At 69.2% G+C, this 22,132-nt stretch carries 19 protein-coding genes; 9 read left to right on the forward strand and 10 right to left on the reverse strand.

Going from position 1 to position 22,132, the window contains the following annotated elements:
* Positions 1-13: 13 nt before the first annotated feature.
* Positions 14-1,342 carry a serine hydrolase gene (locus tag L3Q65_RS44000; RefSeq protein ID WP_237598290.1) on the forward strand — a complete coding sequence of 443 codons (1,329 nt, stop codon included), beginning with the start codon at positions 14-16 and terminating at the stop codon, positions 1,340-1,342.
* 12 nt (positions 1,343-1,354) lie between these two features.
* Positions 1,355-3,082: an acyl-CoA dehydrogenase gene (locus L3Q65_RS44005; protein ID WP_182892332.1), complete on the forward strand. Its 1,728-nt coding sequence runs from the start codon at positions 1,355-1,357 to the stop codon at positions 3,080-3,082.
* Positions 3,083-3,217: 135 nt separating this feature from the next.
* On the opposite strand, the gene L3Q65_RS44010 is transcribed toward L3Q65_RS44005, so the two are convergent.
* Positions 3,218-5,581: a Tex family protein gene (locus tag L3Q65_RS44010; RefSeq protein WP_182892330.1), complete on the reverse strand. Its 2,364-nt coding sequence runs from the start codon at positions 5,579-5,581 to the stop codon at positions 3,218-3,220.
* Positions 5,582-5,775: 194 nt separating this feature from the next.
* On the opposite strand from L3Q65_RS44010, the gene L3Q65_RS44015 reads away from it, so the two are divergent.
* On the forward strand, positions 5,776-7,254 hold the full coding sequence (locus L3Q65_RS44015) for a chitinase (protein WP_237598291.1): 1,479 nt from the start codon (positions 5,776-5,778) through the stop codon (positions 7,252-7,254).
* On the opposite strand, the gene L3Q65_RS44020 is transcribed toward L3Q65_RS44015, so the two are convergent.
* Both L3Q65_RS44020 and L3Q65_RS44025 read right to left on the reverse strand, forming a co-directional pair.
* Positions 7,226-8,701, reverse strand: coding sequence for an NAD(P)/FAD-dependent oxidoreductase (locus L3Q65_RS44020; protein WP_182892328.1), 1,476 nt, complete (start codon positions 8,699-8,701; stop codon positions 7,226-7,228). The genes L3Q65_RS44015 and L3Q65_RS44020 overlap by 29 nt on opposite strands.
* Positions 8,702-8,782: 81 nt before the next feature.
* Positions 8,783-9,874: a winged helix DNA-binding domain-containing protein gene (locus L3Q65_RS44025; protein WP_237598292.1), complete on the reverse strand. Its 1,092-nt coding sequence runs from the start codon at positions 9,872-9,874 to the stop codon at positions 8,783-8,785.
* A gap of 80 nt (positions 9,875-9,954) precedes the next feature.
* Here L3Q65_RS44025 and L3Q65_RS44030 point away from each other — a divergent pair, with 80 nt between their 5' ends.
* From L3Q65_RS44030 to L3Q65_RS44040, 3 genes are all read left to right on the forward strand, one after another.
* Positions 9,955-10,971, forward strand: a complete 1,017-nt coding sequence (locus tag L3Q65_RS44030; RefSeq protein WP_237598293.1) for an AraC family transcriptional regulator — start codon at positions 9,955-9,957, stop codon at positions 10,969-10,971.
* Positions 10,972-11,013: 42 nt separating this feature from the next.
* Entirely contained in the window at positions 11,014-11,613 is a 600-nt protein-coding gene (locus L3Q65_RS44035; protein ID WP_182892325.1) for a TetR/AcrR family transcriptional regulator, read from the forward strand.
* A gap of 68 nt (positions 11,614-11,681) precedes the next feature.
* On the forward strand, positions 11,682-12,869 hold the full coding sequence (locus tag L3Q65_RS44040; protein ID WP_220507460.1) for an MFS transporter: 1,188 nt from the start codon (positions 11,682-11,684) through the stop codon (positions 12,867-12,869).
* On the opposite strand, the gene L3Q65_RS44045 is transcribed toward L3Q65_RS44040, so the two are convergent.
* Positions 12,827-13,441: a TetR/AcrR family transcriptional regulator gene (locus L3Q65_RS44045; protein WP_182892594.1), complete on the reverse strand. Its 615-nt coding sequence runs from the start codon at positions 13,439-13,441 to the stop codon at positions 12,827-12,829. The two genes, L3Q65_RS44040 and L3Q65_RS44045, sit on opposite strands and share 43 nt — an antisense overlap.
* A 163-nt stretch (positions 13,442-13,604) precedes the next feature.
* Between L3Q65_RS44045 and L3Q65_RS44050 the strand changes: the two genes are divergently transcribed.
* On the forward strand, positions 13,605-13,895 hold the full coding sequence (locus tag L3Q65_RS44050; RefSeq protein ID WP_182892324.1) for a hypothetical protein: 291 nt from the start codon (positions 13,605-13,607) through the stop codon (positions 13,893-13,895).
* A 72-nt stretch (positions 13,896-13,967) separates the two neighbouring features.
* Here L3Q65_RS44050 and L3Q65_RS44055 read toward each other — a convergent pair whose 3' ends face one another.
* Entirely contained in the window at positions 13,968-15,296 is a 1,329-nt protein-coding gene (locus L3Q65_RS44055) for an MFS transporter (RefSeq protein ID WP_237598294.1), read from the reverse strand.
* A complete protein-coding gene (locus L3Q65_RS44060) occupies positions 15,293-16,519 on the reverse strand; it encodes a M20 family metallopeptidase (RefSeq protein WP_182892320.1) in 1,227 nt (408 codons plus the stop codon). The genes L3Q65_RS44055 and L3Q65_RS44060 overlap by 4 nt, the downstream gene beginning before the upstream one ends.
* 119 nt (positions 16,520-16,638) lie before the next feature.
* On the opposite strand from L3Q65_RS44060, the gene L3Q65_RS44065 reads away from it, so the two are divergent.
* Complete coding sequence (locus L3Q65_RS44065) at positions 16,639-17,673, forward strand: Lrp/AsnC family transcriptional regulator (RefSeq protein WP_182892319.1); 1,035 nt, start codon at positions 16,639-16,641, stop codon at positions 17,671-17,673.
* Here the strand turns inward: L3Q65_RS44065 and L3Q65_RS44070 are convergent.
* Positions 17,670-18,611, reverse strand: a complete 942-nt coding sequence (locus tag L3Q65_RS44070) for a GlxA family transcriptional regulator (RefSeq protein ID WP_237598295.1) — start codon at positions 18,609-18,611, stop codon at positions 17,670-17,672. The genes L3Q65_RS44065 and L3Q65_RS44070 overlap by 4 nt on opposite strands.
* A 72-nt stretch (positions 18,612-18,683) precedes the next feature.
* Here L3Q65_RS44070 and L3Q65_RS44075 point away from each other — a divergent pair, with 72 nt between their 5' ends.
* Positions 18,684-19,673 carry a trans-acting enoyl reductase family protein gene (locus L3Q65_RS44075; protein ID WP_182892317.1) on the forward strand — a complete coding sequence of 330 codons (990 nt, stop codon included), beginning with the start codon at positions 18,684-18,686 and terminating at the stop codon, positions 19,671-19,673.
* A gap of 3 nt (positions 19,674-19,676) precedes the next feature.
* On the opposite strand, the gene L3Q65_RS44080 is transcribed toward L3Q65_RS44075, so the two are convergent.
* From L3Q65_RS44080 to paaI, 3 genes are read right to left on the reverse strand one after another with little or no spacing between them, the layout of a single operon-like run.
* A complete protein-coding gene (locus L3Q65_RS44080) occupies positions 19,677-20,267 on the reverse strand; it encodes a TetR/AcrR family transcriptional regulator (protein WP_037811921.1) in 591 nt (196 codons plus the stop codon).
* A complete protein-coding gene (gene paaK / locus L3Q65_RS44085; protein WP_237598296.1) occupies positions 20,264-21,553 on the reverse strand; it encodes a phenylacetate--CoA ligase PaaK in 1,290 nt (429 codons plus the stop codon). Before paaK ends, L3Q65_RS44080 begins: the two co-directional genes overlap by 4 nt.
* A complete protein-coding gene (gene paaI / locus L3Q65_RS44090) occupies positions 21,550-21,945 on the reverse strand; it encodes a hydroxyphenylacetyl-CoA thioesterase PaaI (protein ID WP_182892592.1) in 396 nt (131 codons plus the stop codon). Before paaI ends, paaK begins: the two co-directional genes overlap by 4 nt.
* Positions 21,946-22,132: the final 187 nt, after the last annotated feature.

A 22,132-nucleotide genomic window follows, 5' to 3' on the forward strand; every position in this document is an offset into this window, starting at 1 on the left:
CGAGGCTGGCCGCATGAGCGCAGACGAACTCCGGGGACTGCTGGGCGAATGGGCGCGAGAGGCGCGAGTTCCCGGCGTCTCAGCCGGGATTTTCCACGAGGGCAAGGAAACCCTGCTGACCGCGGGGGTGTCCAGTGTGGACACCGGAACGCCGGTGGACGACGACACGCTGTTCATGATCGGCTCCACGAGCAAGACGTTCGCCGCCGCCGCGGCGCTCGTGCTCGTCGAGGACGGCGTACTCGAACTGGACCAGCCGGTCGTCGAGTACCTCCCGGATCTGCGCCTGGCCGACCCGCTCGCCCGCAAGACCGTGACGCTGCGCCACCTCCTCACGCACTCCTCCGGCTTCCTCGGCGACATCGAGGTCGGCACCGGCTGGGGCGACGACGCGCTCGCCCGCGCGGTGCAGCGGTTCGACGAGTTGCCGCAGGTGTTCCCGGTCGGCGAGGTGTTCTCCTACTGCAACGCCGGATTCCTGCTGGCCGGCCGCGTCGCCGAGGCGGTGTCCGGGACCGCCTACGAGGAGCTGGTCCGCACCCGGCTGCTGGAGCCGCTCGGCATGACCGATTCGTTCTTCCAGCCCTGGGAGGTGCTGACCCGGCGGCACGCGGTCGGGCACGCGCTGCGCGAGGACGGTCCGGCGGTCGCGCACACTGTCGGCCTCGCTCGGGCGGACGCGCCGGCCGGCGGTCTCTGGTCGACTGCCCGTGACCAGCTGAAATGGGCCCGATTCCAGCTGAATGGCGCGGAGGTGCTGAGCGACGAAACCCGTCGGCTGATGCACGCCGCACAGCGCAAGGGCGCGCTGCCGTTCGAGGAGGTCGGGCTGTCCTGGCTGCGGCTGAGCCACGGCGACGCGCAGTTGGTGCGGCACGGCGGGAACGTCAGCAACCTGCAGTTGTCGGAGTTCGTCATGGTGCCGAGCGAGAACCTCGCGGTCACCGTGCTCACCAACAGCGCGGGCGGCGGCGCGCTCGGTCCGCGGATCGTCGACTGGTGCCTGGACAACCTGGCTGACCTGCCGAAACTGGACAGTCGTCCGTCCAGGGCAGTCGACCCGGGCGACTGCCCTGGACGCTATCGGACCGGCTCGCTCATCTTCGAGGTCGCCGAACGGGACGGCTCGCTCTGGGCGCAGATGATCCTCGACACCGACGATCCGGACATCCTCTCCGCTCCGCCGTTCGAGGTCGTCTTCGTCGCCGAGGACGTGCTCGCTCGCGCCTCGGACACCCGCAGGCCGAGCGCGCGTTTCCGGCGCGACGGCCACGGCCGGGTGGACGCGGTGGAGTTCGGCGGCCGCACCGCGCTAAAGTTACCGGGCAGTAATATCGGCTGACCTGGAGATGCGATGAGCGAAACGGCGACAGCGCTGCTGAACCCGCGCGATTACGACGCCCGGAGGTTCGACCCGGAGACCCAGCGGCTGCTGCGGGCGACGATCGACTGGTTCGAAGCGCGCGGCAAACGCCGTCTCGCGCAGGCGTATCACGACCGCGAGTTCTACGCCGACTTCCTGGAGTTCGCGGGCAAGGAAGGCCTGTTCGCCACGTTCCTCACGCCGGCCGCGGATTCGGCGGGGAACCCGGAGAAGCGCTGGGACACCAGCCGGATCGCCGCGCTGGCGGAAATCCTCGGCTTCTACGGCCTCAACTACTGGTACCCGTTCCAGGTCACCGTCCTCGGCCTCGGCCCGGTGTGGCAGAGCGGAAACGCGGCCGCCCGCAAGCGGGCCGCGGAAGCGCTGGCCGAGGGCGGCGTCGGCGCGTTCGGACTGTCGGAAAAGGAGCACGGCGCGGACATCTACTCGTCCGACCTCGTGCTCACCCCGGACGGCGAGGGCGGCTACCGCGCGAACGGGTCGAAGTACTACATCGGCAACGGAAACTGCGCACGCACGGTTTCGGTGTTCGGCCGGATCGACGGCGTCGAAGGACCCGGGCAGTACGTGTTCTTCTACGCCGATTCCGAGCACCCGAACTACCACGTCGTGAAGAACATCGTGCCGTCGCAGATGTACGTCGCGGAGTTCCGGCTCGAGGACTACCCGGTGCGCGCCGAGGACATCCTCCACACCGGGGCCGAAGCCTTCAGCGCCGCGCTGAACACGGTCAACATCGGCAAGTTCAACCTGTGCTTCGGCGGCATCGGGATGGCGACGCATTCGCTGTACGAGGCGATCACGCACGCGCAGAACCGCATCCTGTACGGCAACCCGGTCACCGATTTCCCGCACGTGCGCCGCGAATTCGTCGAGGCCTACGCGCGGCTGACCGGGATGAAGCTGTTCTCCGACCGTGCGATCGACTACTTCCGCTCGGCGAACCAGCAGGACCGCCGCTACCTGCTGTACAACCCGATCACCAAGATGAAGGTCACCACCGAGGCGCAGAAGGTGATCGGACTGGTCGCGGATGTCGTGGCGGCCAAGGGTTTCGAGGCCGACACGTACCTCGCGATGGCCAAGAACGACATCGACGGCCTGCCCAAACTGGAGGGCACGGTCGCGGTGAACCTCGCGCTGATCGCGAAGTTCATGCCCGCCTACCTGTTCGCGCCGCAGGAATACCCGGCGGTGCCGACCCGCGACGACGCCTCCGACGACGACTTCCTGTTCCGCCAGGGCCCGGCGCGCGGGCTGTCCAAGATCCGGTTCCACGACTGGAAACCCGCGTACGAGAACGCGAAGCACCTGCCGAACGTCGCCCGGTTCACCGAACAGGCCGACGTGCTGGTGCGCCTGCTTTCCGAGGCGACCCCGGACGAGGCGCAGCAGAAGGACCTGGACTTCGGCCTCGCGCTGACCGAGTTGTTCACGCTCGTCGTGTACGGGCAGCTGATCCTGGAGCAGGCTGAGCTGACCGGCGTGTCAGACGATGTGCTAGACCAGCTGTTCGCGGTGCTGGTGCAGGACTTCAGCGTCGCCGCGGTCGATCTGCACGGCAAGCCGAGCTCCACGGAGAAGCAGCAGGAACTGGCACTGGCCGGGTTGCGGAAGCCGGTGGTGGACCACGAACGGTTCGGCCGCGTGTGGGAGAAGGTGCGCGAGCTTTCCGGCGCGTACGAGATGAATCCCTGACGCGCACCGCCTGCTAGAGACCTCTCCAGCTCTCCGCATTCGCCGAGGTCCGCGAAGGCCCCTTGAGAGAATCAGATTCCCTCAAGGGGCCCTTCACGGACGTTCGCAGCGCCGGACCGCGCCCGCTGAGGCGTCCTACTTGCCGAATCCGGCGCGCCGCAGCGCGTCCGCCATCGCGCCGCCGCCTCCGGAGTCGCGACGGTCCCGGCCGCCGCCCCGCTGCTGCGGCTGGTTCCGGCGCTGACCGCCGCCGCCCTGGCCGCGGTCCCGTCCGCCGCCACCGCCGCCGCGGTTGTTGCCCGCGCCGGGTTCGTCGTCCAGGCGCAGCGTCAGCGAGATCCGCTTGCGCGGCACGTCGACGTCCAGCACCTTCACCTTCACGATGTCGCCCGGCTTCACGACGTCGCGCGGGTCCTTCACGAAGTTCTTCGACAGCGCCGAAACGTGCGCGAGACCGTCCTGGTGCACGCCGACGTCGATGAACGCGCCGAACGCGGCCACGTTCGTCACGACGCCCTCCAGGCGCATGCCCGGCTTGAGGTCGGCGATCTTCTCGACGCCCTCGGCGAAGGTCGCGGTCTTGAACGCCGGACGCGGGTCGCGGCCCGGCTTCTCCAGTTCGGACAGGATGTCGGTGACCGTCGGGAGCCCGAAGGTGTCGTCGACGAACTCGGCGGGCTTCAGCGCCTGCAAGGTCCGGGCGTTGCCGATCAGCTCGCGGATGCCGGTGCCGGTGCGGTCGAGGATCCGCCGGACCACCGGGTACGCCTCCGGGTGCACCGAGGACGCGTCGAGCGGGTCGTCGCCGTCGGGGATGCGCAGGAAGCCCGCGCACTGCTCGAACGCCTTCGGGCCGAGCCGCGCGACGTCCTTGAGCGCGGTCCGCGAGCGGAACGGGCCGTTGGAGTCGCGGTGCGCCACGATGTTCTCCGCGAGCGACGTCGTGATGCCCGAAACCCGGGTCAGCAGCGGGGCGGACGCGGTGTTCACGTCCACGCCGACCGCGTTCACGCAGTCCTCGACCACCGCGTCCAGCGAACGCGACAGCGACACCTCGGACAGGTCGTGCTGGTACTGGCCGACGCCGATCGACTTCGGGTCGATCTTCACGAGTTCGGCCAGCGGGTCCTGCAGCCGGCGCGCGATCGAGACCGCGCCGCGCAGCGAGACGTCCATGCCCGGCAGTTCCTGCGAAGCGAACGCCGAGGCCGAGTACACCGAGGCGCCCGCCTCGGACACCACGGCCTTGGTGAGCTTCAGCTCCGGGTGCTTCTTGATCAGCTCGATCGCCAGCTTGTCGGTCTCGCGCGAGGCGGTGCCATTGCCGATCGAGATCAGGTCGACGTTGTGCTTCCCGGCCAGCACGGCCAGTTCGGCGATCGACTGGTCCCACTTGTTCGCGGGCTGGTGCGGGTAGATGACGTGGGTGTCGACGACCTTGCCGGTCGCGTCGACCACGGCCACCTTGACGCCGGTGCGGAAGCCCGGGTCGAGGCCCATCGTCGCGCGGGTGCCCGCCGGGGCGGCCAGCAGCAGGTCGCGCAGGTTGGCCGCGAACACGCGCACGGCGTCGTCCTCGGCCGATTGGCGCAGCCGCATCCGCAGGTCGATGCCCAGGTGCAGGAGGATCTTCGTGCGCCAGGCCCAGCGCACGGTGTCGCCGAGCCACTTGTCCGCGGGACGGTCCTGCTGGCTGATCCCGAACCGGGCGGCGATGCGCTGTTCGTACTCGGTCGGGCCGACCCGGACCGGAGCGTCCTCGGCGACCGGCTCGGAAGGCTCCATCGACAGGTCGAGGATCTCTTCCTTCTCGCCGCGCAGCATCGCGAGGATCCGGTGCGAGGGGAGCTTGGTGTAGGGCTCGGAGAAGTCGAAGTAGTCGGAGAACTTGGCCCCGTCGGTCTCCTTGCCCGCGCGGACCTTCGAGGCCAGGTGGCCCTCGGTCCACATCTTCTCGCGCAGCTCGCCGATGAGGTCGGCGTCCTCGGCGAAGCGCTCGACCAGGATGGCGCGCGCGCCGTCGAGGGCGGCCTGCGCGTCCGCGACGCCCTTGTCCGCGTCGACGAACACCGCGGCGGCCGCCTGCGGATCGGTCGACGGGTCGCTCAGCAGGCCGTCGGCCAGCGGCTCGAGACCGGCCTCGCGGGCGATCTGCGCCTTGGTCCGCCGCTTCGGCTTGTAGGGCAGGTAGATGTCCTCCAGCCGCGACTTCGTGTCCGCGGCGAGGATCTGCGCCTCGAGCGCCTCGTCCAGCTTGCCCTGGCTCCGGATGGACTCCAGCACCGCGGCGCGGCGCTCGTCGAGCTCGCGCAGGTAGCGCAGCCGCTCCTCGAGCGTGCGCAGCTGCGCGTCGTCCAGCTCTCCGGTGACTTCCTTGCGGTACCGGGCGATGAACGGCACCGTGGACCCCTCGTCGAGGAGGGTGACGGCGGCCTTGACCTGCCCTTCGCGCACCCCCAGCTCTTCGGCGATCCGCTGCTCGACCGACTGCACGCTCAAAACCAGGCTCCTGCTTCGTCTCGGGTTGCTCCGAGCCTGCATTGTGCCGCTGCCCGCCCCGCCCGCCGCGCATGGCCCGCCGAAGCACCTCCGGAAGTTCCTTGACATCCGTATTGGTCTAGTCCATTTTGAGGTGACCTGGCTCACTGTCGTGCGGAGGTCTGCCCGTGTCCCCACACCCGTCCCCCCGGCGGATGCCTGCCCTGGTGTCCCTGCTGGCCTCGGTCGCGCTCGCGCTCGGCGTCACGCTCGCCCTCGGCACCAGCAGCGCGTCGGCCGCGAACATCCTCGCCAACCCCGGCTTCGAGAGCGGCTCGCTCTCCGGCTGGACCTGCACCGCCACCGCGTCGGTCGTCTCGACCCAGGCGCACGACGGCAGCCACTCGCTGAGCGCGGCGCCATCCGGCTCCGACACCGGGCAGTGCTCCCAGCAGGTCACCGTGCAGCCCAACACCGCGTACAAGCTCTCCGCGTGGGTTCAGGGCAGCTACGTCTACCTCGGTGTCTCCGGCTCGGCCACGCAGAACACCTGGACGCCCGGAGCGAACGGCTGGCAGCAGCTCAGCCTGAGCTTCACCACCGGCTCGTCCACGAGCCTCACGGTGTACCTGCACGGCTGGTACGGCCAGCCCGCGTACCTCGCCGACGACGTGAACCTCGACGGCCCGGGCACCCCGCCCACGACGTCCACGAGCCCCACGAGCCCCACGACGTCCACGACGCCGACGACCCCGACCTCGCCGACGACGACCACCACGACCAGCACCCCGCCGCACAACGGCGACCTGCCGAAGCACATCCTCACCGGCTACTGGCAGAACTTCGACAACGGCGCGAAGACGCTCCGGCTCGCTGACGTGCCCACGACGTACAACGTCATCGCGATCGCCTTCGCCGACGCCACCACGACGCCCGGCGCGGTGAGCTTCACGCTCGACCCGGCGTTGTCGTCGAAGCTCGGCGGCTACACCGACGCGCAGTTCCGCGAGGACGTCAAGACTGTGCAGGCACGCGGCCAGAAGGTGATCATCTCGGTCGGCGGCGAGAAGGGCACGATCAGCGTCGGCGACAGCTCCTCGGCGAGCAACTTCGCCAACTCGGTGAAGCAGCTGATCTCGACCTACGGTTTCGACGGCGTCGACATCGACCTGGAGAACGGCATCAACGCCACCTACATGGGACAGGCGCTGCGCAGCATCCACGACGGCGGCGGCTCGGTGATCACCATGGCGCCGCAGACGATCGACATGCAGTCCACCCAGGGCGGCTACTTCCAGCTGGCACTGAACGTCAAGGACATCCTCACCGTCGTCAACATGCAGTACTACAACTCGGGCGCGATGAACGGCTGCAACGGGAACGTCTACTCCCAGGGCACCGTCGACTTCCTCACCGCGCTCTCGTGCATCCAGCTGCAGGGCGGCCTGCGGGCCGACCAGGTGGCGTTCGGGCTGCCGTCCTCGGGCTCGGCGGCGGGCGGCGGGTACCAGTCGCCGTCCAACGTCGTATCGGCGATGAACTGCATGGCCAAGGGCACCGGCTGCGCCTCCTTCAAGCCGTCGACGACGTATCCGGAGTTCCGCGGCGCGATGACCTGGTCCATCAACTGGGACGCGTCGAACGGCTACTCCTTCGCCAACACGGTCAGCGCGGGCCTGAAGAACCTGCCCTGATCGAACGCACCAGGTAGTCGGCCGGGTCGAGTGCCCTGGTCCGGCGGTCGTATTCGGTGACCAGCCCGGGCCAGTTGGTGCTCACCCGGCCGTTTTCCTGCCGGTACCAGCTGGTGCACCCGCTCCAGACGCTGTGCGAAAGCCGTGCTTGCACCTCGCGGTCGTAGCGCTCCTCGACCTCGGCGCGCACCTCCAGCGACGCCACGTCCGGCCGGGCGAGGTGCTCGACGGCCTGGCGGAGGTAGCGGGCTTGCCGTTCGATCATGTAGATGATCGAGCCCGCGCCGAGGTTGGTGTTGGGGCCGTAGACGCAGAACAGGTTCGGGAATCCCGGCACCGTCATGCCGAGATATGCCCGCGCGCCGCCGCTCCACGCCTCGGCCAGCGACCGGCCGTCGCGGCCGAACACCTTCATCGGGCCGAGGAATTCCGTCGCCTTGAACCCGGTGCCGTAGATCAGCACGTCCGCCTCGTGCTCCACGCCGTCCTCGGTGCGCACGCCGCGCGGGGTGATTTCCTTGATCGACGAGGTTTCGACGGAGACGTTCGGCTGGGCGAGCGCGGGCAGGTAGTCGTTGGTGAACAAGATCCGCTTGCAGCCCAGCGGATAGTCCGGCTTGACCTTGCGGCGCAGCGTGCGGTCCTTGAGATGGCGGCGGCGCAGCTGAGCGGTCCGCAGCTCGAAGATCTTGGTCAGCACCGGGTGCCGGGTCATGCCGTAGGTCGCGTATTCGGCGAGCAGGAAGATCCGCGCGCGGCCGAACAGCTGCGTCTTCGGCAGGCGGCGGAAAAGCCGCTTCTGCCAGGCTTTGTAGCGGCCGTCGTTCTTGGCCATGATGTACGGCGGCGTGCGCTGGAAGACGGTGACGTGCGCGGCTTCCTTGCGGATCTCCGGCACGAACTGGATCGCGCTCGCGCCGGTGCCGACCACCGCGACGCGCTTGCCCGCCAACGGGATTTCGTGGTTCCACTCAGCGGAGTGGAAAGCCGCGCCGGCGAAGGTCTCACGGCCGGGGATCGACGGCCAAGCGGGCCGGGAAAGCTGGCCGACGGCGGGCACGAAGACGTCTGCCTCGAAGGTTTCGCCCTGTGCGGTCTCGACGTGCCAGCGGCCGTTGTCATAGGTCGCGGACGTGACCTCGCGGCCGTACCGGATGTGCGGTTCGATGCCGTATTTCGCGATCACGCGCTTGAGATAGGCGTGGATGTCCGGCTGCATCGCGTACCGCTTCGGCCAGTCCGGATTGGGCTCGAAGGAGAACGAGTACAGCGGCGACGGGATGTCGCAGGCCGCGCCGGGGTAGGTGTTCTCGCGCCACACGCCGCCCGGTTCGGCCGCCCGCTCGAGGATCGTGACGTTCGGGAAACCGGCGCGCTTCAGCTCGATCGCGGCGCCGATTCCGCCGAACCCGGTGCCGACGATCAGCACCGACGGGGTGTCGTCCATAGGCTGAAGCTACGCAGGCGCCCAGTTCGGCGGAAGGGCACGAACGGCCACCCGATCGAGAATTCCGGCCAGCGGACGAGGCTACCCGGGCACGACCTGGACCTCGTGCGTCTTGCCTGGCTCGGCCCACGCGAGCAGCTTCCGCCCGTTGCTCTCCAACGCGGCGATGTCACGTTTCGCCAGCCGTTCGAACGGGGTGAGGACCATCGTCGCCGACCCGCGGGCGGTCGTGGTCTCCCAGCTCCCGCGGACCCGGCCGTCGACCAGCAGGGTGCCTTTGACCAGGCCGTTGACGGTGATCACGCGTTTGCGGTGCCCGTCGCTGATCATCCGGGTGCGGTCGGCGTAGGACAGCAGCGTCTGGTCGAACGGGCCGAGCAGCCTCGTCGGCGCGGGCGTGTCCTCGTCGGGCAGCGTGGCGTCCGGCAGGTCGTAGAGCGTGCGGCCCTCGGGATCGAGGTACGTGCGCAGGTCCATCTCCCCGACCACCTCGCCAAGCTTCGTGACACCGGCCCAGGCCTGCACGTCGGCGACCGTCGCCGGACCGAACGCGGCGAGATAGCGGCGGACCAGTTCGGCGGCGGACGGTTCGGGCGCGGCGACGCCGTCGAGCCAGTGGTCCGCGACCTGGTAGGTCGGCTGCCCGGCCTTGCCCCACACGCCGCGCGGCGGGATCTGCACGAGCGGCAGGACGGCGCGGACCAGGAACATCAGCGACCCGGCCGGCGTCTCCGGATAGTGCTCGACCAGCGCTTTGCCGAGTTGATCGCTCGAATACGGCCGTTCGCGCAGGAGTTCGCTGGTCGTCTTCGCCACCGCGTCGTGGTCGAGTTTCGACAGCGGTTCGCGATGCTGGTTGGCCGCGGTCAGGGCGCGGTCCATGACGATCTGCACCAGCGGACGCCACGCCAGCGCGTCTGCGGCGGGGACGAGGTGCACGGTGCCGCGCATCAGCACCATCCGCACCACGCTGCGGTCGAGCAGCAGACTCGCGAGATCGTCCGGCTGGAAGCCCCGCAACCGGCACCACAGCGCGTAGTACGGCGGGAACGGCGCTTGCGCTTGCAGCCCGGCTAGGTGGGTGACGGCGTCGAGAACCGGCATCTTGGCGGGCTTGAGGAGCAGTTGCCGGTCGAGGGTCGCGCGGTTGAGGACGCGGTGGGAAAGGCGCACGGCGGGAGCTTAACGAGCAACCCGGACAGTTTTGGCCCTCGAACGGCACGCGGACGGCCGGTTGATCCATAATTCCGGCCATGGCCGAGCTAGCCGCACCCGCCATCCGCGACTGGGACTACCCGCGCGGCACGGCGAGTGTGCTGCTCATGCACCGATTCGCCGAGGAACGCGGAGTCTCGTTGCCCGGGGTGCCGGTCGAGGAACTGCGCGCGCCGGACCGGCAGCTCGACGCGCGGCAGGAGCTGGCCGTCGTGCGGGCGTTGCTGTCGACGGTCGGCTCGGGCGACGACGTCGCGCTCAGCCTCGGCTGCCGGTACCGCGTGACGACGTTCGGCATCTTCGGGTTCGCCTGCATCAGCAGCCCGACGATGCGCGACGCGATGGTGTTCGCCTTGCGCTACCTGGATTTGTCGTTCACCTTTTGCATTCCGCACGTCGAGCTGGACGCCGCCGGACTCCGCCTGGTGCTGGACGATTCGCGAGTGCCAGGCGACGTCGCCCGGTTCCTCGCGCTGCGCGACCTTTCCGCGATCTGCACCGTCATGCGGGACCTGCTGCCCGAGATTTCCCTGGAAAGGCTGGAGTTCCGCTTTCCGTCTTCGTCCTTTGTGGACGCATACCGGACTGCCTTCGGCGTCGTCCCGGTTTTCGGCGCGGCCGAGCATCAGGTCGCCCTCGATCCGGAGTTGCTCAACCTTCCTTTGCCGCAGGCCAACGAGCAAACCGTCGCGTTGTGCGCCGCGCAGTGCGACGCCCTCGTCGCCCGCCGCCGCACGCGCTCGGGAGTCCCGCAGCTGGTGCGGGAACGGCTGGTGCGGCTCGGCGGCGCGGACGCCGGGATGGACGAGATCGCCCGCCAGCTCACCCTCAGCTCGCGAACCCTGCGGCGGCGGTTGACCGAGGCGGGCACCGGCTACCGCCAGCTGCTGGACGAAGTCCGCCAGACGCTCGCGGAAGAAATGCTCGACACCGGCGTGCTGTCCGTCGACGACGTCGCCCTGCGCCTGGGCTACGCCGAAGCGTCGAGCTTCATTTACGCCTTCAAACGCTGGACCGGCACGACGCCCGCCGCGTACGCCCGGCGCAATCGCTAGCCGTTATGGACACTTCGTTACACAATGCCGTAGGCTGCCCGCATGGCTCGACCGCGCACCTTCGACCGCGAGCAAGTGCTCACCGCCGCCACTGAGCTGTTCTGGCGGCGGGGCTTTCACGCGGCCAGCGCCGAAGAACTGTGCCAGGCAACCGGTCTCGGCCGCAGCAGCCTGTACAACGCCTTCGGCAGCAAAGGCGCGCTGTTCGCGGAATGCCTCGCTCGCTATCTCGACACGACAGCGCGCGCCACGGCCGACGTGATCGCGAAGAAGGGCGACGCGGTAGCGCGAATCGAGGCTTACCTGACGAAGGTGGTACTCGAAGAAGCCGAGCGGTCGAGCACCGGTGCGCCGAGCGGATGTCTCGCGGTCAATTCCGTCGCCGAGTTGGCCGGCGACACCGGGAACGCGGAGTTCCTGGAGCAGATCGCTCGCGATACCGATGCCCGGTTGCGCCTGCTGACCGACCTGTTGCGGGCCGGTCAGGCGGCCGGCGAAGTCACCGCCGAGGTTCCCGCGGAAGGGCTGGCCGCGTATGTGAACGCCAGCGTCGCCGGGCTGCGGATCTCGGCCCAAGGCGGTGCGCCGCTGGCTCGGCTTGCCGACATCGTCCAGGTATCCGCTCGGGCACTTCGTCCGTAATCAGCCCTGCCCGTCCCGGCTTAACGACGGCCAGGTTTTGAAACGATCGTTACAAGAAAGGGTCTCCCATGTCGTCGCCTCAAGTGCCGTCCGCGGTCTACGTACTGGCTGCTGGCATCTTCGCCATGGTCACCAGCGAGTTCGCGGTCGCCGGGCTGATGCCGCAGCTTGCTGCCGGACTCGGCGTCGACGTCGCACAAGTCGGCTACCTCATCACGGTGTTCGCCGTCGCGATGGCGCTCGGCGGTCCGGTGCTGACGCTGGCATTGCTGCGCGTTCGGCCCAAAGCGGCGCTGATGGTCATCTTCGCGGTGTTCCTGGCCGGCAACGTGCTGGCCGCGCTCGCGACGACGTACTCGGTGATGGTGGCTGCCCGCGTGATCAGCGGCGTCGCGTCGCAAGCCTTCTTCGGAATCGCGATTTCGCTGTGCGGGCAGCTGGTCGGCGAACGCGTGCGCGGGCGGGCGATCGGCGTCGCGATGAACGGCCTGATGCTGGGCACGCTGCTCGGGCTGCCGCTGGCGACCTTCGCGGGCGGACATTACGGCTGGCGGGCGGCGTTCTGGACGATCACCCTGCTGACCGTGCTCGCCGCGCTGCTGACCCAGTTCCAGGTCCGGGACGTCGGACAGACCGATCGCCGGGAAGCCGCGGACTTCAGCGTTTTCCGCCGCCCGAAGCTGCTTCTCGCGCTCGTCTCCAGCACACTGATCATCGGCGCGACGTTTTCCGCGTTCAGCTTCTTCACCCCGATCCTGACCGAGGTCAGCGGGTTCTCGCCGGACACGGTCCCGGTGCTGCTGCTCGGCTACGGCGCGGCCACCGTCGTCGGCAACAGCATCGTCGGCCGCCTCGCTGACCGGCACACCTTGTCGGCACTCGTGGCCGGCACGCTCCTGAACGCGGTGTTCCTCACCGGGTTCGCGCTGTTCACCGACCTGCCCGCGGCCGCGCTGGCGTTCCTGCTCGCGATCGGTCTGGTCGGCGTGACGATGAACCCCGCGATGGCGGTGCGGGTGCAGCGGGCCGGGAACACCAGCCCGCTGGTCAACACGGTGCATTCGTCGTTCATCACACTCGGGGTCATGCTCGGCTCGTCCGTCGGGGCCAGCCTGATCGAGCCGTACGGCCTGCGCGCGCCGATCGTCCTCGGTGCGGCGATGGCGGTGGGCGCGGTGCTGACCATCCTGCCCGCGTTCGGCGGGCGTGCTGCTCAGCCGGTGGCGGAGGTCTGCTGCGCCAGCACGGCCGGATAGGTCGTTTCCAGCAGCTGCACCAGCGATTCCACCAGGAACGCACGCAGTTCGGCCCGCTCCAGCGTGCCGCGGACCAGCCATTCCCGGGACGCGGCGCGCAACATCCCGCCGTACGCGCGGATCATCGCCCGCAGCTGCGGATGCCCGTTCTCGGGCAATTGGGCCGCGGCGAGCACGCGGTCGGCGGCGATCTCGTCCGCCTCGCGCATGATCCGCTCGACCTCCGGATCGTGTGCCGCGTCGATCACGGTGAGCCAGGCGTCGCGGTTGCGTTCCACGACGTCGATCCAGCGGTCGATGCCGACCTCGAGGCGCAGCCGGGGCGGGCCGTCCGGCAGCGCGTCGACGACCGGGGCGGGCACGATCGTCATCTGCCGCACCACTTCGAGGTACAGCTCGCGTTTGCCGCCGAAATAGTGGTTGATCAGCGGCCGGGCGACTCCCGCCGCGGCCGCGATGTCCGAAGTGGACACCGAGGAGTAGCTGCCCGCGCCGAAGCACCGCCGGGCCGCGGCGAGGATCTCGGCCCGGCGCTGCGCGGGATCCAGCCGCCGCCGGGGTCCGCTGCTCACCGCGCCAGCCTCGCCGCCGGGCGAGGTCGTTGTCAACACGTTGCGGACCGTGTCGCGGTGCTGTCACCGGATGCCGTTACCCAACCGGAACAACCGGCTGGTAACTCCGGCCGCCCCGGCCGCGACCTTCAGCCGGGGGACATGGGGCGAGCGGGAGCGGGCGATGGACGGCACGGACCAGCAGCCGCGGCCGCCCGGCCGATGGGTCGGGGTGCGGTTGCACTACCGGCATGTGCGGATGGACGACCGGCCGTGCGCGACCGGCTGCCCGGAGGACGAACTGACGGTTTCGTATCCGGGGATACTGATCAGCAGCTACGACGACGGCGAACTGGTGGAGGAGCGCTGGGTTCCGCTGGGCGCGGACCCGAGCGAGGAGGACGACGAGGCCCTGATCGAACAACTGCGCGCGGCGCTGTGGTGGCAACTGGGCGAAACCCAGCCGGACACCTGAGCACATGCGGAGAAGGCCGTGAGGGGAACCCTCCGGGACGCTGATTCCCTCAGGGTTCCCCACCCGGAAGTTTCAGTCCACTGTAGACGATTCGCGGCTGGGCTGCGCGTCCCGGTCCGCCGTCTCGGTCTTCTCCCGCAGGTCCACGCCCCGGGTCTCCGGCAGCGTGAACACGACCAGCGCGCTGATCACCATCAGCACGATCCCGTAAATGATGAACAGCGACGGATGCCCGTTCCCGGCGAACAGCGTCTGCAAGTACGGTGCCGTTCCGCCGAAGGCCGCGACCGCGATCGAGTACGGCACTCCGACGCCGACCGCGCGGATGCGGGTCGGGAAGATTTCCGCGTAGACCGCCGGGCCGATCGAGGAGAATCCGGCCATGAACAGCAGCGCGATCGACATCGCGACGAATAGCTGCCACGGCTCGTGCCCGACCATCGCGTTCAGCGGGAAGCTCAGCAGGAGCAGGCCCGCGATCGCGATGAACAGCACCGGCTTGCGGCCGATGCGGTCGGACAGGATTCCCCACAACGGCAAGGCGATCAGGAAGACCACGTTCGCGAACACGCCCGCCCACAGCGCACCGGTCGGAGGGACGCCGCGCACGGTGATCGCGTACGACGGCGCGGCGACGGCCCACATGTAGTAGATGACCGTCGCGCCGACCGTCAGCCCCACGACCTGGGCGAGCAGCTTCGGGTTCTGCTTGATCGTCTGCCAGATCTGGCCCTTCTCCTTCGCCGCGTTCTTCTTCGCCGCCTGGAAGACCTCGGTCTCGCGCATGCGGAGCCGCACATAGAGCGAGTAGATCCCGAAGACGCCGCCGAGGATGAACGGGATCCGCCAGCCGAAGGAGAGCATCTGCTCGTGGGTCAGCACGCCGGAGAGGACCGCGCCGAGCAGCGTGCCGACGAGCACGCCGCAGGTGCCGGAGAAGTAGATGAGGCTCGACCACAGCCCGCGGCGGGCCGGCGGGGCGACCTCGGCGATGTAGGTCTGCGCGGACGGCAGCTCGCCGCCGTGCGCGAGGCCCTGGGCCAGCCGCGCGACCACGAGGATCACCGACGCCCACACGCCGATTTGGCCGTAGGTCGGGGAAAGGCCGATGACCAGGCTGCCCGCGGCGGCGATCGCGACGGTCAGCGCCATCGCGAGCTGACGGCCCTTGCGGTCGGCGATCCAGCCGAACACCCAGCCGCCGATCGGCCGCGCGGCGAAGCCGACCGCGAACACCGCGAGCGTGCTCAGCAGGGCCGAAACCGCGCTGTGGGCATTGAAGAACTGCGCGGCGAAGAACGACGCGAACGTGGCGTAGACGTTCCAGTCGAACCATTCCATCGCGTTGCCGGCACCGAGCCCGAACAGGGTGCGGCGACGGTCTGGGACCACAGAAGTCATCGCGATGCTCCTTCGGCGAATCGGTCGAGACGGCGGACGGCGAGTTCGGCGTAGACGGTGGCCGCGCGGGACAGCACGGACGGGTCGAAATCGGCGTACGGGCTGTGGTTGTTGGGCGCGGTGTGCGGTTCGAGGCCCGGCATCAGCGCGCCGAGGCCGAGGAACGTGCCCGGCACCGCGGCGAGCACGCGGGAGAAGTCCTCGGAACCGGCGACCGGGTTGGGCAGGTCGGTGTAGTACTGCTCGCCGATCGTCTCGCGGACGACCTCGGCACCGAACGCCGTTTCGTCGACATCCGTTACGGTCACTGGATATTCGTTTTCGAACACGACGTCCGCGGTGACGCCGTTCGCCCGCGCGACACCGTCGATCGTCTCGCGGATGGTGGTGTCGAGCAGAGCCGCGGTGTCATCGGAGAAGCAGCGCACGGTGGCTTCGAACTCGGCGGTCGCGGGGATGACGTTGCGCTTCGTGCCGCCGCGGATGACGCCGACGGTGAGCACCGCCGGGTCGAAGATGTCCAGGCGGCGCGTGATCATCGTCTGCAGCGCGGTGATCATCGCTGCGGCGGCGGAGATCGGGTCCTTGGCGCGGTGCGGCATCGACCCGTGGCCGCCCTCGCCGTGCACGGTCACGAGCAGCTTGTGCGAGGCCGACATCAGCGTCCCGGGACGACTGGCGAACTGGCCGCTGGGCAGCATCGAGGAGAAGACGTGGAGCCCGTACGCGGCGTCAGCGCGTCGGCCGGCGGCGTCGAGCACGCCTTCCTTCAGCATCACGCCCGCGCCGTCCCAGCCTTCTTCGCCGGGCTGGAACATCAGGACGACGTCGCCGTTGATCCGGTCGCGGTGCGTGTGCAGCAGCCGAGCCGCGCCGACCAGCGACGTGGTGTGCAGATCGTGGCCGCACGCGTGCATCGCGCCGTTGGTGGCGGCGAAATCGAGTCCGGTCGCTTCCTGGACCGGGAGCGCGTCCATGTCGGCGCGCAACAGGACCGTGCGCGGCTGAGCCGAATCGCGAGCGGAGCCCTCGCCGCGCAGCACCGCGGTCACCGACGTCGTATCGGTCCCGGTGGAGATCTCCAGCCCGAGCCCGTCGAGTTCGCGCAGGACTCGTTCCTGGGTGCGCGGCAGGTCGAGGCCGATTTCAGGCTCGCGGTGCAGTTCCTGGCGCAGCCGCGCCAGGTCGTCCTGCTGGCTGCGGGCGTCTTCGTGGAGGTCCACCGGCTCGGCTCCTCTTCGTCGGGGAACGGCGTCTTGGTGGTCGAGTGTGCGAACTGCCGCCCGATATCGGGTTAGAGTTGCCGGAATCGCTCGCGACCTGGCTCCTTGGAGAAGAAAAAGTGATCGAATCGCTGGAGGAGGAAGACTTTTCGCTCATCCACGCACTGCAACTGCGCCCCCGCGCCACCTGGACGCAGCTGGCCGCGGCGCTCGACTCCTCTCCGGTGACGCTGGCCCGGCGCTGGGAGCGGCTGCGCGACGGGGGAGCGGCGTGGGTGACGGCGTATCCGCACGTGCCCGGGCTGTATCAGGTGCAGGCCGCGTACGTGGAAATCCGCTGCGCGAGCGGCCAGGTGCGCGAGCTGATCCGCGAGCTGTCGACGTGGCCATCGGTGGCCAGCATCGAGGAAGCTTCGCGTGAGTACAGCCTGGTGCTGACCGTTTTCGGCCTCGGCCTGCGCGACCTGTCCGCCTTGCTGCTGGACGCGATCCCCAGCTTGCCCGGCGTGCTCAACACGCGCTCGCACCTGGCGTCGCGACTGCATGTCGAGGGCAGTTCGTGGCGAGTGGGCGCGCTGGACCGGCGGCGGGTGCGGGCTCTGTCGCAACTGCCGGCCATCGGCGGCGGGCGGATGGCGAAACTGCAGCCGTGGGAAGAGCCTTACGCCCCGCTGACGGTCGCGCTGGGCGAGGACGGTCGTCGCAGCGCGGCGGACTTGGCGCGGATCACCGGACGTCCGGTGTCGACCGTGCGCCGCCAGCTCGGGCATCTGCTGAACGCCGATGCTTTGACGTTCCGCTGCGAGATCGCGCAGGGGCTGACGCCGTCGCCGATTGTCGTGAACTGGTGGTGCCAAGTCCCGGTGGCGCACGTGTCAACGTGCGTGGACCGATTGCGCGCCAACCCGACGGTGCGGCAGATGGCGAGTTTGCCGGGGCCGGCGAATCTTCTGGTGACCACATGGATGCGGTCGATCGAGGAATCGATGCGGATGCAGGAACATCTGGAACAGGACCTCGCGCCGCTGTCGGTGGTGGATTCGGCGCTGATCCTGCGGACGGTCAAGCGGATGGGCTGGCTGCTGGACGATTTGGGGCGCAGCACGGGGTTCGTGGTGACGATGCCTGCCCCGGCGCGGGAGGAAGCGCCTTAGCCGAGCCGGAATGTCGCGCGGTATTCGGAAGGGGTGACGCCGAGCGCGTCGCGGAAGCGGCGGCGGAGGGTGGCGGCGCTGCCCATTCCGCAGCTGGCGGCGATCTGGTCGATTGAGGAGCCGGTGCGTTCGAGCAGTTCCTGTGCGCGGGCGAGGCGTTGCTGGTGCAGCCAGGTCAGCGGTGCCGCACCGAATTCGGCGTGCATCCGGCGGGCGAGTTGCCGGGAGCTGAGGCCCGCGTGGCGGGCGAGGTCGACGACCGTGAGCGGTTGATCCAGCCGGGCTCGCGCCCACTCCGCGGTGCGGGCCAAGCCCGAACCGCCGGGGGACGGCGGCGGGGACACGAATTGCGCCTGGCCGCCGTGCCGATGCGGCGGGACGACCAGCCTGCGCCCGAGGTCATTGGCGACCGCCGCTCCCAGGTCTCGGCGGACCAGGTGCAGGCACAGGTCCAGGGCGGCCGTTTTGCCCGCGGAGGTGAGGATGTCGCCCTCGTCGACGTAGAGCACGTCGGCGCGCACTTTCACCCGCGGATAGCGGCGGGCCAGGTCGTCGGCGTGCATCCAGTGGGTGGTCGCGACCCGATCGTCCAGCAGGCCCGCCTCGGCCAGGACGAACGAGCCGGTGCACAGGGCCGCGATCCGGGCCCCGCTCGCGTGCGCTTCCCGGAGGGCGGTCGCGAGCGCCGGATCGATCTCGTCGCCGGGGGAATCCGTGGAGGGGACCACGATCAGGTCGGCGTCGCCGATCTCCGAGACGTCGATCGCGGGCAGCTGCGGCAGCCAGTGCCGCGGCGACCGTTCCGGGCAGGCCACGACGACCTCGTACCAGTCGCCGGTGGGGGAAAGGTCCGAACGGTCGACGCCGAAGACCTCGGCCGCGATCGCGACCTCGTACAGCATCGCGTGCTCATGCAGGACGAGCACCAGTCGGGGCATGTCCGATACTGTACGCAAAGCGTCCTTTCAGACACTCACCAGTGGCTCGCGGGAGTATCCAGAATCGACGGCATGACAGATTCCCAGCGTGTCCTGGTCTACGGCGCAAGCGGCCATACCGGAAAGTTCGTGGTCGACGAGCTGCGGCGGCGCGGCCTTCAGCCGATCGTCGCGGGGCGCAGTCTCTCGCGGCTCGCGCAGTTCACGGACCCGGAGCGGCGTGCGGCGAGCATCAATGACGGGCCTGGTCTGCGGGCGCTCCTCAACGACGTCGCGGTGGTGATCAACTGTGCTGGCCCGTTCCTGGACACCGCGCTCCCGCTCGCGAAGGCAGCCGTCGAGACCGGCACTCACTACCTGGACGTCACCGCGGAGCAGCCAGCCGTCCAGCAGCTCTACCGCGAACTCGACGCAGCCGCCCGCTCGGCAAAGACCGTCGTAATGCCCGCGATGGCGTTCTACGGCGGGCTGGCCGATTTGCTCCTCACCGCCGTGCTCGGTCCCGAGAAGTCCGCAGACGAGGTCGAAATCGCCATCGGACTCGACCGGTGGTGGCCCACGGAGGGAACCCGGGTCACCGGCGCCCGCAACACCGCGACCCGGCTGGTGATCCGCGACGGCGCCCTCGTCCCGATCTCCGATCCGGCAGCGACCGGGGAATGGGACTTCCCGGAGCCGATCGGCGCACAGTCCACTGTGGAGCTGCCGTTCTCCGAGGTTGTCACCATCAATCGGCATCTCGCGGTGGGAACCCTGCGTTCCTGGCTGAACACCGCCCCGCTCGACGACCTGCACGACCCGGAAACCCAGGCCCCGCACGGACGCTCGGCGCAACGGTTCGCCGTCGAAGTCACCGTCGGCTCCGGGACGCAGATTCGCCGCGGCACCGCGACCGGGCGCGACATCTACGCCAGCACCGCACCGATTCTGGTCGAGGCCACTGCCCGCCTTCTCGACGGCCGGTACCGCGGCTCGGGCGCGCTGGCACCGGGCGAGGCATTCGCGGCCGCCGACTTTCTGCAGTCGATACCGGACGCCGATTTCGAAGCGGCCTGGGGATAACCGCTAGGCGCGCAACCCGTCGAACGCCATCTTGCACACCGCGTCCGCCAGTTCCTCCGGAGACGATCCACGGCGCGGCCGGTACCACTCGATCAGCGAGTTCACCGTGCCGAACAGCAGTCGCGCCGCGATCGCCGGGTCGATGTCCGGACGGACATCCCCCTCGGCTTCGGCCTGCTTGACCAGATCCGTCACCAGATGATCGAACTCGCGCCGCCGCGCCAACGCCGCCCGCTCGGCCTTCGTATTGCCCCGCACCCGCAGCAGCAACGTCACGAACGGCAGCCGATCCGCCAGCACCAGCACACTTCCGCGCACCAGATGCTCCAAGCGGTCGATCGCACGCCCGTCCAGTGCCTCGGTGGACTCCGCGACCTCGAACAGCCCGTCCAGCGCCCGGCCCACCGCCAGCCGCAGCAGTTCCTCCTTGCTCGGCACGTGGTGGTAGATCGCGGATTTCGTGATGCCGAGCTTGCGCGACAGGTCCTCCATGCTGGTCCCGTCGTAGCCGCGGTCGTTGAAAAGCTTGACCGCGACCTGGAGCAGCGACTCCAGGTCGTAGCCGGGCCGGCCGCGGCGAGCGGGGGCAGTCACGAGCGTTCGTCCAGCACGCGGCGCATTTTACCGAGCGAGCGCTCCAGCGTGTCCGGGTCCACGACCTCCACCGAAACGCTCACGCCGACGCCGTCCTTCACCCCGGCGGCCACCGCGGCAGCCGCGGCGGTGCGGGCGTCGGCGGTGGTGTCGGCGCGGGCTTCGACGCGCACGGTGAGGTGGTCCAGGCGGCCGCGGGTCGAGCGGACCAGCTGGAAGTGCGGGCTCAATCCCTCGGTGCGCAGCACGATTTCCTCGATCTGCGTGGGGAAAACGTTGACGCCGCGCAGGATGATCAGGTCGTCGCTGCGGCCGGTGACCTTCTCCATCCGGCGGAAGGCCGGGCGCGCGGTGCCGGGCAGCAGGCGGGTCAGGTCGCGGGTGCGGTAGCGGATGATCGGCAGCGCCTGTTTGGTCAGCGACGTGAACAGCAGTTCGCCGCGTTCGCCCTCGGGCAGCACCTGCTCGGTGAACGGGTCGATCACCTCGGGGAAGAAGTGGTCCTCCCAGATGTGCAGGCCGTCCTTGGTTTCCGCGCATTCCTGCGCGACGCCGGGGCCCATCACCTCGGACAGGCCGTAGATGTCGACCGCGTCGAGGGCGAACCGTTCTTCGATCTCGGACCGCATCTGCTCGGTCCACGGCTCCGCGCCGAAAATGCCCACCTTCAGCGAACTGGCCCGCGGATCCACGCCCTGGCGCTCGAATTCGTCGAGCAGCGTCAGCATGTAGGACGGCGTGATCATGATGATTTCCGGTTTGAAGTCCGTGATCAGCTGGACCTGCCGCGCGGTCATGCCGCCGGACGCCGGAATCACCGTGCAGCCGAGCTTTTCCGCGCCGTAGTGCGCGCCGAGCCCGCCGGTGAACAGGCCGTATCCGTACGCCACGTGCACCTTGTGCCCCGGCCGTCCGCCCGCGGCGTGGATCGAGCGCGCCATCACGGTGGCCCAGGTGTCGAGGTCGTCCTCGGTGTAGCCGACGACGGTCGGTTTCCCGGTGGTGCCGCTCGACGCGTGCAGCCTGCGGATCTGGTCCTGCGGCACGGCGAACATCCCGAACGGGTAGCTCTCGCGCAGGTCGGCCTTGGTGGTGAAGGGGAATTTCGCCAGGTCACCCAGTTCGCGGCAGTCGTCCGGGTGCACGCCCGCTTCGGCGAACTTCTTGCGGTACAGCGGGACGTTCTCGTACGCGTGCCGCAGGGTCCACTGCAGCCGTTCCAGCTGGAGCGCGGCCAGTTCGTCGGCGCTGACGGTTTCGGCGAGGTCTGCGGTCGTGGGGGTCACTGTGCTTCCCGGGTCTTCTCGATGACGCGGCTGCGGCCGCGGAATTCGGCGACGACCTCGGGCCCTTCGGGGGTCTCCCGGTGCACCGTGACGTCGTAGATGCCGTTGCGGCCGTAGCGGGTGCGCTCGGCGGCCGTCGCGACGAGGTGGTCGCCCAGTTTTCCGGCGGCGACGAACGAGATCTCCGCGCCCGCGGCGACGGTGACCGGCCCGTGCGTGTTGCAGGCGAGGGCGAAAGCGGTGTCGGCCAGCAGGAACACGTAACCGCCGTGGGCGATGTCGTGCCCGTTGACCATCGTCTCGGTGACCTTCATCGTGGCCACCGCCCGGCCGTCGGCCGCCTCGACGAGTTCGATGCCGAGGGAGCGGGACGCCTCGTCGGTGTCGAACATGGCGTGCGCGGCGTTGCGGGTCACGAGGTAGCCCTCCGGGATGGTGACTTACTGACCGAATGGCCGGTAATCCCGGCTGGGGCCCAGTAAAGGCCGCGCCTGGTGCGGTGTCAAGCGATGCGGGGGTTCCGGTCGGCGAGGAGAACGGCTATCCTGCGAATTACTGAACGTCCGGTTGGTAATTCGG

The organism is Amycolatopsis sp. FU40 (assembly GCF_021903635.1).
In the GTDB taxonomy this organism is placed as follows: Bacteria; Actinomycetota; Actinomycetes; order Mycobacteriales; family Pseudonocardiaceae; genus Amycolatopsis; species Amycolatopsis dendrobii.

Coding starts and splice junctions, on each gene's coding strand:
- L3Q65_RS44055 (WP_237598294.1), bottom strand. CDS start 15,296: ATGACTTCTGTGGTCCCAGACCGTCGCCGCACCCTGTTCGGGCTCGGT.
- L3Q65_RS44035 (WP_182892325.1), top strand. CDS start 11,014: ATGGCTCGACCGCGCACCTTCGACCGCGAGCAAGTGCTCACCGCCGCC.
- L3Q65_RS44015 (WP_237598291.1), top strand. CDS start 5,776: ATGCCTGCCCTGGTGTCCCTGCTGGCCTCGGTCGCGCTCGCGCTCGGC.
- L3Q65_RS44000 (WP_237598290.1), top strand. CDS start 14: ATGAGCGCAGACGAACTCCGGGGACTGCTGGGCGAATGGGCGCGAGAG.
- L3Q65_RS44070 (WP_237598295.1), bottom strand. CDS start 18,611: ATGCCCCGACTGGTGCTCGTCCTGCATGAGCACGCGATGCTGTACGAG.
- L3Q65_RS44075 (WP_182892317.1), top strand. CDS start 18,684: ATGACAGATTCCCAGCGTGTCCTGGTCTACGGCGCAAGCGGCCATACC.
- L3Q65_RS44050 (WP_182892324.1), top strand. CDS start 13,605: ATGGACGGCACGGACCAGCAGCCGCGGCCGCCCGGCCGATGGGTCGGG.
- paaI (WP_182892592.1), bottom strand. CDS start 21,945: ATGTTCGACACCGACGAGGCGTCCCGCTCCCTCGGCATCGAACTCGTC.
- L3Q65_RS44040 (WP_220507460.1), top strand. CDS start 11,682: ATGTCGTCGCCTCAAGTGCCGTCCGCGGTCTACGTACTGGCTGCTGGC.
- L3Q65_RS44030 (WP_237598293.1), top strand. CDS start 9,955: ATGGCCGAGCTAGCCGCACCCGCCATCCGCGACTGGGACTACCCGCGC.
- L3Q65_RS44020 (WP_182892328.1), bottom strand. CDS start 8,701: ATGGACGACACCCCGTCGGTGCTGATCGTCGGCACCGGGTTCGGCGGA.
- L3Q65_RS44005 (WP_182892332.1), top strand. CDS start 1,355: ATGAGCGAAACGGCGACAGCGCTGCTGAACCCGCGCGATTACGACGCC.